General features: G+C 44.9%; 15 protein-coding genes. 12 read left to right on the top strand and 3 right to left on the bottom strand.

The genetic code is table 11. The features are described from left to right. Positions 1-119: 119 nt before the first annotated feature. The 9 genes from L0G63_RS01950 to L0G63_RS01910 all read left to right on the top strand — a co-directional run bounded on the left by L0G63_RS01950 (position 120) and on the right by L0G63_RS01910 (position 9,046). Positions 120-449 carry a phage tail protein gene (locus L0G63_RS01950; RefSeq protein ID WP_301449155.1) on the top strand — a complete coding sequence of 110 codons (330 nt, stop codon included), beginning with the start codon at positions 120-122 and terminating at the stop codon, positions 447-449. Further along, the gene (locus L0G63_RS01945) at positions 446-1,147 is read left to right on the top strand and encodes a phage minor tail protein L (RefSeq protein WP_301449154.1); all 702 of its coding nucleotides are present in this window, start codon (positions 446-448) and stop codon (positions 1,145-1,147) included. The genes L0G63_RS01950 and L0G63_RS01945 overlap by 4 nt, the downstream gene beginning before the upstream one ends. Then, the gene (locus L0G63_RS01940; protein ID WP_301449153.1) at positions 1,144-1,854 is read left to right on the top strand and encodes a C40 family peptidase; all 711 of its coding nucleotides are present in this window, start codon (positions 1,144-1,146) and stop codon (positions 1,852-1,854) included. Before L0G63_RS01945 ends, L0G63_RS01940 begins: the two co-directional genes overlap by 4 nt. After that, a complete protein-coding gene (locus tag L0G63_RS01935) occupies positions 1,854-2,564 on the top strand; it encodes a tail assembly protein (protein WP_301449152.1) in 711 nt (236 codons plus the stop codon). Before L0G63_RS01940 ends, L0G63_RS01935 begins: the two co-directional genes overlap by 1 nt. After that, the gene (locus L0G63_RS01930) at positions 2,564-6,886 is read left to right on the top strand and encodes a phage tail protein (RefSeq protein WP_301449151.1); all 4,323 of its coding nucleotides are present in this window, start codon (positions 2,564-2,566) and stop codon (positions 6,884-6,886) included. The genes L0G63_RS01935 and L0G63_RS01930 overlap by 1 nt, the downstream gene beginning before the upstream one ends. After that, entirely contained in the window at positions 6,886-7,290 is a 405-nt protein-coding gene (locus tag L0G63_RS01925) for a hypothetical protein (protein ID WP_301449150.1), read from the top strand. Before L0G63_RS01930 ends, L0G63_RS01925 begins: the two co-directional genes overlap by 1 nt. Beyond that, entirely contained in the window at positions 7,291-7,893 is a 603-nt protein-coding gene (locus L0G63_RS01920; RefSeq protein ID WP_301449149.1) for a hypothetical protein, read from the top strand. Between the two features lie 77 nt (positions 7,894-7,970). After that, a complete protein-coding gene (locus L0G63_RS01915) occupies positions 7,971-8,585 on the top strand; it encodes a hypothetical protein (RefSeq protein WP_301449148.1) in 615 nt (204 codons plus the stop codon). Continuing rightward, the gene (locus tag L0G63_RS01910; protein WP_301449147.1) at positions 8,582-9,046 is read left to right on the top strand and encodes an enoyl-CoA hydratase; all 465 of its coding nucleotides are present in this window, start codon (positions 8,582-8,584) and stop codon (positions 9,044-9,046) included. The genes L0G63_RS01915 and L0G63_RS01910 overlap by 4 nt, the downstream gene beginning before the upstream one ends. 190 nt (positions 9,047-9,236) lie before the next feature. On the opposite strand, the gene purN is transcribed toward L0G63_RS01910, so the two are convergent. Continuing rightward, entirely contained in the window at positions 9,237-9,929 is a 693-nt protein-coding gene (purN, locus tag L0G63_RS01905) for a phosphoribosylglycinamide formyltransferase (protein WP_301449146.1), read from the bottom strand. Next, a complete protein-coding gene (gene purM, locus L0G63_RS01900; protein ID WP_301449145.1) occupies positions 9,929-10,978 on the bottom strand; it encodes a phosphoribosylformylglycinamidine cyclo-ligase in 1,050 nt (349 codons plus the stop codon). Before purM ends, purN begins: the two co-directional genes overlap by 1 nt. Before the next feature lie 322 nt (positions 10,979-11,300). Here purM and L0G63_RS01895 point away from each other — a divergent pair, with 322 nt between their 5' ends. The 3 genes from L0G63_RS01895 to L0G63_RS01885 all read left to right on the top strand — a co-directional run bounded on the left by L0G63_RS01895 (position 11,301) and on the right by L0G63_RS01885 (position 14,307). Further along, positions 11,301-12,407 carry an AI-2E family transporter gene (locus L0G63_RS01895; protein WP_301449144.1) on the top strand — a complete coding sequence of 369 codons (1,107 nt, stop codon included), beginning with the start codon at positions 11,301-11,303 and terminating at the stop codon, positions 12,405-12,407. 325 nt (positions 12,408-12,732) lie between these two features. Further along, the gene (hda, locus tag L0G63_RS01890; protein ID WP_301449143.1) at positions 12,733-13,536 is read left to right on the top strand and encodes a DnaA regulatory inactivator Hda; all 804 of its coding nucleotides are present in this window, start codon (positions 12,733-12,735) and stop codon (positions 13,534-13,536) included. Positions 13,537-13,608: 72 nt separating this feature from the next. Next, entirely contained in the window at positions 13,609-14,307 is a 699-nt protein-coding gene (locus L0G63_RS01885; protein WP_301449142.1) for a DUF2057 family protein, read from the top strand. Between the two features lie 119 nt (positions 14,308-14,426). Here the strand turns inward: L0G63_RS01885 and L0G63_RS01880 are convergent, their stop codons facing one another. Further along, positions 14,427-14,906 carry a Dps family protein gene (locus tag L0G63_RS01880; protein WP_301449141.1) on the bottom strand — a complete coding sequence of 160 codons (480 nt, stop codon included), beginning with the start codon at positions 14,904-14,906 and terminating at the stop codon, positions 14,427-14,429. Positions 14,907-14,993 lie beyond the last annotated feature (87 nt).

Genomic DNA, 14,993 nt, shown 5'->3' with positions numbered 1-14,993 from the left:
GAATTTATAACCGTCATTTAAACCCCCTTTAAGCAACCGTTAAAGGGGGTTTTTCATGCCCAAAAATCAGTAAATCACTTTAATAACCGCTTGATAAACATACTGTTAGTCTAAGTACCATGAATACATTTACTTATGATATCGCTGTACAAGGTACAGGCAGCACCGATGACGATGTGCGCACGGTGCAATTTGGTGACGGCTTTAGTCAGCGTGCGCCTAATGGGCTTGCCCCGCGTCTTGAGCACTGGCAAGTCAGTAAGGTCGGCTCTAAAGCCAGCATCGATACTGTCAAAGCGTTTTTGGATGCGCACACGGTGACACCGTTCTTATGGCGTGTCACCAGCGATGAACCACTGCGCAAGTATATTGCCAAAGCCATATCACGTAGCCCGCAGGGCGGCGCTAAGTGGTCACTCAATTGGACGATGCATCAGGTGCTAGCATGAGAGAATTAACCCCACAGCAGCAGCAAGAAATCACGAAACTTGAACAAGATGTATTGCTCGATTTGTTTGATATCGATTTAACCAAATTTGGCGGTGAGGTCTTTCACTTTTGTAATCAAACCAATGAGCTTGGGCAAGCAATCGTCTGGCAAGGCGTGCCTTATCAACCCTATCCGATACAAGCAGATGGCTTTGAGTTAAAAGGCACTGGCGCTAGTAACCGTCCTAATATCACGCTGTCCAACCTTTACGGATTGGTCACTGCTGTCATCGAAGACTACCAAGGCGGCGTGGGTGCGATTGTGACTCGTCGCCAAGTCTACGCTCAGCACTTAGACGCGGCGAACTTTGCAGACGGTAATGCCAATGCTGATCCCAATCAACAACTGGTATCACGATACGTCATCGAGCGTTACTCAGCGCTCAATAATCAAACCGCTACCTTTGAGCTGGCAGTCCCAAGCGAAACCGACGGCGCTGTATTACCTCGGCGCATCATTGTGGCTAATACGTGTAACTGGGTGTATAGAGGTGATGGCTGTGGCTATACAGGCCATGCGGTAGCCGACGAGTACGATCAGCCTACCAGTGATATGACAAAAGATAAATGTAGTAAGTGCCTGCAAGGTTGCCGCGCTAGATTTGGCAAAAAGGCAGTACTGCCTTTTGGCGGCTTTGTAGGAGTCGATAAGCTATGAGTTTAACAGAGCAAATCATTAATCACGCCAAGCACGTCTATCCTAACGAGTGTTGCGGCTTGATTGTCGATGGGGCTTATATCCCTTGTAACAATGTAGCAGACAAGCCAACTGAGACGTTTAGAATCAGTCACGATGAGTGGCAGCCCGCTGATATTGTGGTGCATTCGCATCCGCAAGGTCTGCGCTATTTAAGCGACTCAGACCGCGCAGCACAGCACAAGATGCGCTGTGATTGGTGGTTAGTGGTTGCCAGCGCTGATCAATGGGAGCTGATTAAATATCGCTATGCCCCGTTATTACGTGGTCGTACCTTTGATTATGGCAAGCGTGATTGTTATTCGCTTGTCGAAGATGCCTATATGCTATGCGGCATTAAGCTGATGGCGTATGAGCGCAAAGGCGAAGCTCAAGAAATAGCAGATGACGCTTTTATCGTCAACTTTCCTAAGTCTGGGTTTTATCAAGTTGATATGGCGGATATGCAGCCAGGCGATGTGATCTTAACCTCCATTCGCGGCAATGCCAATCACGCCAGTATTTATCTGGGCGATGAGCAAGTGCTGCACCATCCTTACGGCGGATTATCACGGCGCGAAGGATTTTGTGACGTTTGGCATAAGTCCATGCACTCTGTTTGGCGGCATCAAGACTGGCAGCCAGACATGATGACCGCTATCACTAATGATTTAGAGGCAACGAAATAATGGCAATCGTAAGACTATACGGCGACTTGACGGATTTTGGCACGCGCTTTGACTTGCATGTCAGCACGACCAGCGAGGCTATGCGCGCCTTGTTTAGCCAAATTGACGGCCTACAAAAGCGCATCGCTGATGGCGGTTATTTTGTGCGGGTCGCCAAAAAAGACGTCACCGATGACAGTATCGATACTGACTTTAGCCGTGATTTGACTGATAACGACGTTATCCATATCGTGCCAGAGATTGCCGGTGCTGGTAAATACGGTCAGATTATCTTGGGCGCGGTATTGATTGGTGCGGCATTCTTTACAGGCGGCGCATCACTGGCGGCGATGGGCGCGTTATCAACAGCCGCCCTTAGCGCTGGTATTGGCTTAGTGCTGGGCGGCGTGGCGCAAATGCTAACCAAGCAACCCAGCTTTGGCGACACCAGCAATACCGATAAATCACGCTCATCATCTTTTAGCAGTCTCGGCAATAACACAGCCCAAGGCTCATGCGTGCCGGTTGCGTATGGCGACATCATGATCGGTAGCAAGGTCATATCACAATCAATTGAGAGCTACAAAGTCAGCGGTGACGTACAGTCAAAACCAGCGGCTGAGTTGGTACAAACTCGTGATTATCATCTGCCAGTAGCGTTTGAAAATTACAACTTAGACAGTAACGATGACAGCGTCATCTCAGTAAACTATACAGTGAGGGTAGATTAATGGGTGGAGGCGGCAAAGGCGGTGGCGGCGGACATACGCCCATAGAAAAACCAAATACTTTAGAGTCAGCACAGCGGCTCAAAATCATTGATTTGCTATGCGAGGGCGTGGCGGGTCAAGACGTGACGTTTAAAAACATCTATCTTGACAATACACCCATTCAAAATGCTGACGGCAGCTATAACTTTACCGGCATACGTGTGTCTGCACTACCTGGCACGCACAATCAAGACTATCTGGCAGGATTTGATAGCACAGATAAAATCGTAGCTGTGGGCGCTGAGGTTAAAGCGGCTACGCCTATCACTCGTACTATTACTGATCCATTAGTCGATAGCGTGCGAGTGACGCTTGCGCTTGGCTCACTGGTTACGATGACAGATAAGGGCGACCGCGTGGGCGGCTCTGTGTCGCTGACGGTCGTGTGTGGCAATAAAAGCTACCCCGTTACTATCTCTGGTAAAACGACATCGGCTTATCATCAAGACGTGGTACTCACTGACTTACCAGATGCGCCATTTAATATCAGCGTGCATCGCAACACACCTGATAGCACTACTGATAAAGTCAGTAATGAGACGCATTGGGTCAGCTATGTTGAGTCCATCGACGCCAAGTTTAACTACCCAAACTCTGTGGTCGTTGGGCTTGAGATTGATTCAGCACAATTTGGTGGCAAAATCCCTACGCGCACGTATCGCAATAAATGGACACAGGTTAAAGTACCGAACAACTACGACCCTATCACTCGCACGTATGAGGGCATTTGGTTAGGAGAGTTTAAAACCGCTTGGAGTGATAACCCAGCGTGGGTGTTTTATGACTTGGTGACTGACAAGCGCTATGGCTTGGGTGACCGTCTGGGCGAGTTTGGCTGTGACAAATGGTCACTATATCAGATCGCCAAATACTGTGATCAAATCGTACCTGATGGCTTTGGCGGTCAAGAGCCGCGCTTTACGTGTAATGCATATCTAAGCGAGCCAAGAGACGCCAAGGCTTTGCTTGACGATTTAGCAAGCGTGTTTCGTGGTATTGCTGTATGGGACGGTGAGATGGTCACGGCATTGCAAGATGCCAAAAAAGACCCTACTGCCACTTATAGTAACGCCAATGTCGTGGACGGTATGTTTGCCTACTCTGGCGCCGCACAAAAGACCATCTTTACCGCCGTTCACGTCAAATATAATGACAAAACGGATAACTTTGCCACAAAGACTGAATATGTAGCAAATGATGAGGCTATCAAGCGCTATGGCCTCAACGTTAAGCAAATCACCGCCTTTGCGTGTACCAGTCGTGGTCAGGCCGCGCGCGTGGGCAAAGGGCTGATTGAAACATCGATACGCGAACGGCAGATGGTTAGCTTTAGTGTCGGACGTGAGGGCATCCGCCATCTACCGTTTGACATCATTGAGATTGCAGATAACGACTATGCAGGCGATATGATTGGCGGCCGTGTGCTGTCCGTCACGGGCAACATTATCACGGTTGATCGTCCAATGAGCGCCATCAACAGCATTCGCTACTATGCTAATGGTCAAAGTAAGACTATCAACGTTACAGCGGTGCAGGACGACAAAATCACATTGTCAGATACGCCTGTCGGCATCGAGCAGTTGGGCGTTTTTAGTGCTACTAAAACAGATGTTAAACCGCGCTTATTTAGAGCTTTAAGCATTGCCGAGGATGACGGCACTTATACTATCAGCGCCGTACAGCACGATGAAAACAAAGAGGCTGTCGTTGACCAAGGCATTACTTTTGAGCAAGACAGCACTGCCACTAAGCACAAGCCACAAGTGAGCTATGGCCGTGTCTCAAAAGACGGTGATGAGTTGGTCATATCGTGGGAAGGCACTAACACCACTCAATATCTAATCAAAATCTATAAAGATGGCAAGCTATACAACAGCTACACCCAAGACACCGCCGAGATTAAACTCAAAGGTCTGTCAAACGGTAACTACAGAGCGGAAATCCGTGGCAAATCTGCTAATGGTGAGCTGACTGAAGCCGTTATTAAAGAGTGGTCGATTGACTATGATATAAAAGGGCTAAAAGCCACGCCTGAGCTGTTTGCCATTAAGCTTGATTGGACAAACCCAACGACGGTCATTAATAAAGCCAAGATTGAGATTTACCGCAGTCAAACCGCTGATAGAGCCACTGCGAGCAAGGTGGCCACCTTATCCTATCCTACTGATACTTTTACTCAAAACGGCGTTAAGCTTACTGAGACGCACCATTTTTGGTTACGATTAATTGATGATCAAGGCAATACCGGCAATTGGGTGACGGTAAGTGGTCAATGCAGTAGTGACACATCTCAAATTGTCGCCAGTATCAACGGTCAAATCACTGAAACCGAGCTGGCTCAATCACTCATCGATAGTCTGCAGAGTGATATCGATACGGCTAAAAATCAAGCGATTGGTAGTGCCGCCACCGATGCTGCTAATAAAGTCGCCGCTGAGGCGCAAGCACGTCAGAAAGCTCTGGCTGCTCAAGACAAAAAACAGACTGACGCGCTGATTAATAAAGCCAACGAGCTAGGCACACAAATCAGTGAGGTTTCTGACGCGAATGACCAGCAAGCGCAGCAACTCACTACAATAACCGCCAAGCAAGGCGAGCTTGTGTCAGGCTTAGAAGTAGAACGTACCGCTCGTATTGCAGGCGATGCCGCTGAAGCTACTGCCCGTCAAACTCTAGCGAGCCAAGTCGGCGGCAATAAGACAAGTATCACCGATTTACAATCTACTAAAGCCAGCAAGACAGAAGTATCAAGTCTCGCTCGCACTGCGCTGCAGAGTGAGTGGCAAAGTGCCGCAAATACTGCTAAAAATCAAGCCGTGACAGCATCTCAAGCTAGTATTGATAATTTATCACAAACGGTAGCAGATAATAAAAAATCTGTATCACAAACTGAAGATGAGCTAAGAGCAGAGATAAAAAATGCTATAGGCGACAACCTAATTATTAAGGGGGTTAATACTGAATTTGGTTATATAAATGCAAGTACAGGCGAGCTTTTTTTAACTGGTACAGCTAACCGCGTCCAAGATTTTGTAATGATAGATTTTATACAAGTTAAAAAAGGCGAAAGGTACGAAGCAACCATAAACCCTCTAGTGGATAAAGTTACGGATATCGCACCTAATATTTATGTACATTTTTATGATAACTCTAAAAACTGGATATCAGCACAAAGTGTTAGTGGCATAGATAAGGAAGTTGTTAGTTTTGATTATGTTGCAGCGAATGACGGTTTTATTAAAATAGTCGCAAGAGGTTACTATGCTCATAATCACAAACTAGCAAAAGTTAGCGATAGTCTCGCAAATGCTTACGCTAATATTAATACAGTACAGCAAGCGATAGCTACAAACGAAAACACTATAGCTCAAACAAAAGAAACTTTAGAAGCGGGTTTGAAAGACGTAGCAGGTTATAACTTAATAGATAAGGGTCAGAACACTAGTTACGGTTATATAAATGCAAGTACGGGTCAAATTGTAGTACAAAGCAGTTTGGGCGGCCACCAAGACTTTATCAGTGATTGGATTGCGGTGAAAAAAGGTGAGAGTTTCACAGCGTCGTTGTACCCAATAAAAGGTAAACCTAACTCTATTTATCCCAACATCTATATCCACTATTTTAACAGCAATAAAAACTGGCTAGGCAGTGCTTACGCAAACGGGGGTGATGACGGCATTGTAATTAATAATTATATAGCTGAGAATGATGGCTATATCAGAACAGTGATGCGTGGTTATAGTGATTATTCTCATAGACTTGAAAGAGATAGCGACTCTGTAAAATCAACAAGAGCGTCAATTACAACATTGCAAAATACTGTAGTCACCAAAAACCAAGCCCAATCAACCCACACCATCAAAACCCAAGCCATCGCAGGCGGTAAGCGAGCGCTCGCAGGTATCGCTGTGGGTGCAATGGCGAACGAGACGACAGCCGAAAGCCAAGTCATCGTCATGGCAGACAAATTCGGTGTCGTTAAAGACGCTGGTGATAGCAATGTCAAACCCATGCTCACAGTAGTCAATAATCAAGTTGCGGTAAATGGTGATTTGATCGCTGACGGCACGATATTGGGTAAGCACATCAAAGCCAACCAGACGCTCACAGCCCCAGTCATCAATGGTGGCTCATTAAACATTAACAACCGCTTTAAGGTTGATAGGTTTGGCAACACGACTATCCAGACCAGCGCAGGCAATGTTGGATTGAAGATCACTGATGAAAAGATTGAGGTGTATGACGACTCAGGGCAGATACGGGTTAGACTGGGGGTGTGGTAATGCTTACATTTTTTAAAAATATTATTAATGCCATTCGCCGCTTTTTTGGCGGAAAGGAAGAACAAAAGGAGGTCGATGTGCCGCAAGGTTTACAGGTTTGGGATGAGAATGGCAAACTTACACTAGACACAAATGACAGGGTTATGAAAATTCTAGGTAGTTTGTGGTGTAGAAGTAATAGCAAACTAGAGGACGTAGATTATCACGGAGGTCTAGAGGAAGGCGAATTTTTTTGGTTCTTTAATTGGGATGCTAGTGCTAAAACAGGTCATGGCAGGGTTAGTGTGGTAAGAGATTATTACATCAATAATCAAGGCAACCCCATACCAAGAGTTACTATGAGATTAGCGGATAGTCATAACAATAACACTGATTCTTATCATATCGTTTATGGAGTTTATTAAATGGGCGCAGGCGTAGAAATATATACAGACACTGAAGTACTACAATTAGGCAAAGACTTAGCTGCTGCTTTTTTATCAGAACCCAGATCAGCAAGTGAGGTAAATTCAGGGAACGTAGGGAACTGGCAAGGTGTATTTAAGATATTACAGACAAGTGGCGCTACTTTAGAAAGGGCTTACGCTGATACGTGGAACTTTACTAAACTTTCCAATTACTCAAGTGACTCTAGATGGTTTAAGATTTTACATAGAGCAAATACTGGTGGACTTACGTCCGTTAATTCTGGGATAGAGATTTATAACAGCAACGGTGATATAGAATATAATTCCAGCTATGATCCCATAAAAGCAATAGACATCGTAGAAGGCAATTACTACCATGACGGGATTAATTCAGGCATTTATCCAGTGTTCAAGAAACAGTATGGTAAACCCGTCATGGTTTTAATAGACAGGCAATATCGTGTTTCAGGCAAATTAAAAATCATAGCAGACGCTAGTGGCAGGTTCGAATTAGATTTTGATTTTAATAACAGAGATAGCAGAGTAAGCAATGACTTTAATTATAAATTTATAGTTCTGGACGCGACTAGCGTTTCATAAAACACCTTCCTCACCGCATAGGTGGTTTAGAAAGCTAACTATGGCGGTTTTTTTATTATCTAAAATTAGGAGAGAAAATGTATTTAGTAAACTACAACCCTAACAGCTACCAAGTCCTCGGCTATTTAGACCCCAGCTTGGGATTCCACCCTACCGATGACGGTACGGCGTACTTTAGCATTGATGACGACATTCACGATCAGTATAGTCACGCACCCGCTTGGACGGACGGCAAGATCATCACAAATCAAGCGCCGCCTAGCGACTTTGTGGTGCTTACACAAGACGGCTGGGTAGTGGACGAGTCACTACAGCTGGAGGCGATACAAACGTCTAAACAAGCTGCAAAAGACGACATCGATGACGCCGTTGCTGCTATCTATGGTAAGTTTAACCCCTTTGTGCGTGAGTATGCACTACGCGAGAAACAAGCCAAAGAGTTTATAGCTGCTAATTATGAGGGTGACGTACCACCCCAAATACAAGCCGTTGTTGAACCTACCGGGATGACTCCAAAACAGGCTGCTGACAGCATCATAGCTGGTGCGCAGAAACTAGAGACAGCACTGGAGGAGTTAGGCAAGTTACGTATGCAAAAGCTGGCTGTCGATAATATGAGTAATATTAACGACATCAATATTCATCGAGATAGTGTTTTGCAGCAGATCACGACAGTCGCTGAGCAGTTATGATTCATTTGGCAAGTTATAAAGGTAGGCGTATCGCTGGCAACCGCTCTTTAAAAGCCTTTTATAATAGCTTTCAAGATGCTTTAATACGCCTTTTAACCAAGGGCGTATATAGTCATTGTGAGATTGCGATACTTAGAGCAGATGGGCGCTATGACTGCTACAGCGCATCTATTAGAGATGGTGGTGTCAGGCATAAGGTAATGCGCTTGCCAAGCGATAGATGGGACTTGCAAGTCATTGACAACATCCAATCGCACAGTGTCTTGAGTTATTACAGGCGTACCAGGCGTCATCGTTACGACACACTTGGGGCATTGGGGATTGTATTTCTATCACCACAAGCACAAGCCAAATCGTTCTGTAGTGAGTGGTGCTATAACGTAATCTTTCATAGTGCGGATGGTTGGCGATTTAGCCCTAGTGATCTCGCCACCATCTCACAAGACACAACCCATGCATAAGCGCTTAAAACCAGTTAAAATGAGAACGAAATAATGGCTTAAAACCTTTAAAATCTATTCTCATTTTAACTGAACGTGATTCTCATTTTCGGCGAATGGCTACACTGGGCTTTTTGTTGTTTTATACTATAAAAAATGTCTTATACAACTAAAGGTTTTATCTGTCTATATGTTAGCCATCACTTATATTCTATGAAGTGATCAATAACTGCAATGGCAGCGTTGGTAAGTAGTTTGTAGCCTGTGAGGAGGTGCTATCTACCTCAAGTGACAAGACGTTTTTTGCCAGCAGCAATATTGTCCACGGTAGAAGCTTGTGCTCAAGCTTCTGTACTCGTGACTGTAGGCGCTCTGCTGTATCGTTGATATCGACACTCAGTACCGCCTGAGTCAATACCTGACCTGCATCTAGCTCTGCTGTCACCTTGTGAATACTACAGCCATGATGACGATCACCCGCTTGCAGTACTCTCTGATGCGTATCTAGGCCTTTGTAAACAGGTAATAGCGAAGGGTGCAAGTTAATCATTGGTGCAGGCGCATTATCGATAAATGAGCCACTCAATACGCGCATGAAACCAGCCAAAACGATTAGATCGGGTTGCCATGCAATGAGCTGCTTGTTTGCATGAGCTTCAAAGGTTTTGATGCCCATGCGCTTGCCGCTGGCCACATGAGACAACACGGTGACAGGAATATCTGCGTCTTTTGCGCGGGTGACAGCGTAGGCATCTTCGCGATTACTAATGACGCCAACGATTTCAATCGGTAGCGCACCTGCTTGCATGGCATCTATCAAGACCTGCAGGTTACTGCCATTTCCGGATACCAAAACCGCAATGCGTAATGGTTTGACAGGTTGGTTTGTCTTATCAAATGACATTAACGGTACACCACGGCATCGGCTTCACGTTTGACCATTTCGCCAAGTTGCCAAGCGTTTTCACCAGCGTCAGTCAATGTTTTGATCGTTGCTTCAGCTTTGTCTTTAGGCACCACGATGACAAACCCAACGCCGCAGTTAAAGGTGCGGTACATCTCACTTTGCTCAATATTGCCTTGGGTCTGTAACCAAGTGAATAACTCTGAAAACTGCCAGCTGCTGGTATCGATGCTAGCCGCTAGGTCATCAGGGAGCACTCGTGGCAAGTTATCAGTGAGACCGCCACCTGTGATGTGTGACATGGCATGAAGCGCTGAGCTACCAAGGGTATCCTGCAATGCCTTGATGGCTTTGACATAGATACGAGTAGGGGCCATCAAGGCATCTTGAATAGGTTGACCATCTAGTTGCTCATCGCTAGTAGCCACGTCAATACCGCTAACTTCGATGACTTTACGCACTAGTGAGTAGCCGTTTGAGTGCGCGCCACTCGAAGCCAGTGCAATCAGAACATCGCCTTCTGCAACATTGTCGCCAGTCACGACCTCGCTTTCTTCAACCACGCCCACGCAGAATCCAGCGAGGTCATAATCGTCGTCTTGATACATACCTGGCATTTCAGCCGTTTCACCGCCGATAAGCGCGCAGTTGGCAAGTTTACAACCATCGCCGATACCAGTGACCACAGTCGCCGCGACATCGACGTCCAGCTTGCCTGTCGCATAGTAATCTAAGAAAAACAATGGCTCAGCACCGCATACAAGCAAGTCGTTGACGCACATAGCGACCAAATCGATACCGATGGTATCGTGACGATTGAGCTGTAATGCCAATTTTAGTTTGGTGCCGACACCGTCCGTCCCTGATACCAGTAGAGGCGAGGTGTAACCAGTCGGAATACGACAAAGCGCTCCAAAGCCGCCAAGTCCACCCACGACTTCAGGACGAGTAGTGGCTTTTGCAACGGACTTGATTCGCTGAACCAAAGCATCGCCTGCATCGATATCAACGCCGGCGTCTTTGTAGCTTAAAGAAGGCTTGTCACTCATAGTCATCTCACAGTTGGGGATAGATAATTGGAATTAAAAAGTAAGGGAGTCAATCACGCTACAATCAGCGAGATAAAGTTTAAAGGTAAAGTTAAAGATAGTGCGCGCATTATACCCAAAAACTGACCACACTCGCAAAGCAACTTGCCAATATTTGGCTAAGTTTTGCATTAAGTGGCAAATAAGCGATTAAGAAACAAAAAATGACTGATTTTTTGTTGTACTCTGCGATAATAAAACACTAGATTTACGACTCCTGACGGCTCAAGTACCGCAATTTTTGTCACTATCTCAAATCAGCCCACGTATAGGATTACTTATCATGATGAACCAACCAATCGACCCTTTTTTTAGACGCTTATTTATCGTCGTGGTATTGGTTGTGGCTTTGTTTTTGCTTTATTTGATGATGCCAGTCATTGTGCCATTTGTATTTGCTTTTATGCTGGCTTACTTGTTCAATCCTTTGGTCAAGCGTTTGTCAAAGTATCTTAAGCGCTGGGTTGCGATTATCATTGTTTACGCTACCATCACATTGGGTATGGCGGTGCTGCTCTGGTGGTTGATACCGACATTGTGGAATCAGTTGCAAGCGGCTTGGGATTATTTGCCAAAGATGTTTAATTGGTACAACCAAGTAGTGCGGGAGTGGTTCAATAGCAATACGCGGCTTCAGTTGCCTGTGCTAGAGTCCAAGGATTTTTCTGAGACCCTTGTTGAGTATATGCAAACGAACTATAAGTTCGCTGATGCCAGTACCATGATGAGCCAAATACTGACTTCTAGCATGAATTTTATCAACAATGCAGGTCTCATTGTCTTGGTGCCTATTTTGACGTTTTATTTTCTGTTCAACTGGGATCAGCGCTTGCATACTTGGAAATTGGCAATACCAGGACCCTACTGTCAGCAAGTTACTGGTATTGCCAAAGAATGTGATCAGGCTTTGATGGCATTTATTAAAGGTCAATTGCTGGTGATGGTCTTATTGGGTGCTATTTATGCAATACAGCTACAGCTTATTGGGCTAGAGCTTGGACTTATCATCGGTATGGTAGCGGGTATTGCAAGCTTTGTACCTTACTTGGGTTTTGGCATTGGATTTGTGGCCGCTATCATCGCTTGCTTGTTTCAGTTTGGTCTGGACTGGACGTATCTGTCATTGGTCGTTGGCGCATTTTTGGTTGGGCAAGCCGCAGAAGGGTATATTCTTCAGCCTTTGTTATTAGGTGACAAGATTGGTTTATCACCATTATGGGTTATCTTTGCGGTATTGGCAGGGGCCAGCCTGTTGGGTTTTGTGGGTATGCTCATTGCATTGCCTGTGTCGGCTGTCCTTAACGTATTGTTTCGCCATCTGTATGCGTATTATCGTACAACTGACTTCTATAAAGGTCGTAAACAGCTACTGCTTTTTGAAAAAAAGTAAAGAATTTACGATTTGATAGGTGTAATACTTGAAGCGAAAATCAAAAGAATACCACCGTTGACATCGGATTGATCAGGCTTATTGGGTAAAAGAGTTGTCAGTCATTTTGCAAATATGTTATATATAGTCGCAGTGTTGATCGTATCAGCCGTTGCTATATTGTTTTATTCTGATTCGTCTTGATAGGGCAAACTATTCATGACCAAAAGGGCGATGCCAACGACCGTACATATTTATATCGAGGCGTTGGTATCGTACCAAATAGCACTTTATCCTTTTTCTTTTGTACTTTTATATTGCACTACGCAACACGAGTTGATGATCCATGGCAGAAGCACAGCTAAGTCTCAATCTGGACATTAAGCATGATGCAAGTCTTAGTGACTTTGCCGGTCCTGGTTGGATGTCTATTATTGATGCAGTGCGGCAATTACATGTCGGCCTGATTGGTCAGTTATACCTGTTTGGCAGTCCTGCAACAGGTAAGTCTCACTTGCTTTCTGCTATTTGTGAATCGTTTATTGAAATGGACAAATCAGCCATTTGCTTGTCACTCAATGAGCTGATTCATACGGACGTACACGTATTATCTTCTTTAGAAAACTTTGATCTGATTGCCATCGATGATTTAGAAGTGATTGAGCAAAGTAGTCAGTGGCAAGAAGCGCTGTTTCATCTGATCAACCGTAGCCGCGAAGGGCAGCGCCAGCTTTTATTTGCGGCCAATAAGCCGGCTGGTGACTTACCGTTTCAATTGAGAGATTTATTGACGCGTTTGGCACAAGCACCAGCCTTTAAAGTGCCTACTGGTCATGACTTAGCAGATCGCCAAGCATTGCTACAATCTATCTTACGTCGCCGTGGTTGGCAGTTTGATGATCGAATCATTGATCATTTATTAACTGATGGGCCGCATCGTATCGGCGCCATGATGGACGTGCTCAACTATATTCAGCCAATGTTTTCTAATTTGGGTCGCAGCAATATATCAAAAGCGGTGATCAGTGACGCGCTGCGTACCATTGATGAGCAAACGCTTGCAGCAGAGCTGGCTGATATAGCTCAAGAGACGCAAGTAGACAATGAGACGACGGATCAAGACCAACATACCATGCCACTTGATTTTTAACCGTTAAAATATCAATAGCCGTCAAGATACAAATTTTTGTCCCACATGTTCTTACTACTAATGGAATAATTTATGAAATCGAATGCTTCTTTGTTAAAAAAATTGACTGTTGGGATGCTATTTGTTGGTGCTACCTCAGTTTCTATGATGTCACAGGCAGCCGTGACCCTATTGGTTGATGACCATATCAAAGTAACTGCGATTAATGGACAAGAATTGCAGCAAAGCCTATTTCAACCACTAACTAAAGAGTTTACCCTTGAGCCAGGTCAACACGCCATCACTGCCAAATATGACCGCTTATATAAACTGAGCCACGATGAGCACGATTACCTGCGTTCAGGTAATGTGAGTGTGGTCGCAAATTTGGCTGACAATCAAACCTATCGTTTGACGATGCCGAACCAGCCAGAAGACTATCAAGCCGCCAAAGATTATGCTGAGCAACCAACACTTGCTATTCAGCAGAACAATACGGTTATCGCAAGCCAACAAGGTATGGCTGGCAATCAAGGTGGACTGCTCTCAGGAATCGGTAAGGCGCTAGGCGGGGTGTTTAGTGGTTCAGGCGATGCTGAAATGCAAAACCAGCGTGCAATCGCATCATTAGATCAGCCAGCAACCCCGGTGAACACTAGTACTGGTACAACCAATATTAAGCAAACCACGAGTGTCAAGGCGCCTACTAATACACTAGATGCCTTTATGCAGATTTGGTTACAGGCCACACCAGCTGAACGCGAAAAAATGCGTCAATGGATTCAGCAATAAATCAAACTGTGATAGATTGCTGAGCATAAAAAAGCACCCAATTGGGTGCTTTTTTATGGTTCTGAATCTTACTATTATTTGGCTTGATTTAAGCAATATATAATCAGCTTGATAAAGTATTAACCCAAAAAGGCGTTGTACATCCATACCAGCTTTTCTTGCTCTTGTACGTATTCATCAACCAGATCAGCGGTACCTTGATCGTCGCTTTCTGCTGCTAATGACGATACTTGACGCTGCTCGGCAATTAAGGCTTGTAAACCAGTTACTACGCCTTTAACGCAAGATGTACCATTTTTGACGTTTTTGTCTTCGCTGATGCTCGTGTGTTGTGCAAAATCGCTATAAGCGTGAAGTGGTGTTCCACCGAGCGTTAAAATACGCTCAGCAATTTCGTCAATCTGTAACTGTAGCGCTGTATATAATTCTTCAAACTTTGGATGCAAGGTAAAGAAGTGCTCACCTTTTACATTCCAGTGATAGCCGCGTACATTTAAATAGAACACATGATAGGTAGATAACAAGCTGTTCAATTGTGCGATAACTTCGCTCATGTCTGCTTTTTCTAGGCCGATTTGGTTAGTATTGTCAATGCTCATAAAGCTGTCCTCTTATCATTTATTGTATGGTTAATCATTTATTTATCTGTCGCTATACGCCTATGAACAAAAAGGCGCACGAAGTAT

Origin of the sequence: Psychrobacter sp., from assembly GCF_030454045.1 — a bacterium.
In the GTDB taxonomy this organism is placed as follows: Bacteria; Pseudomonadota; Gammaproteobacteria; order Pseudomonadales; family Moraxellaceae; genus Psychrobacter.
The sequence above is the reverse complement of the archived record's forward strand: the minus strand, read 5'-3'. Positions and strand labels throughout refer to the sequence as shown.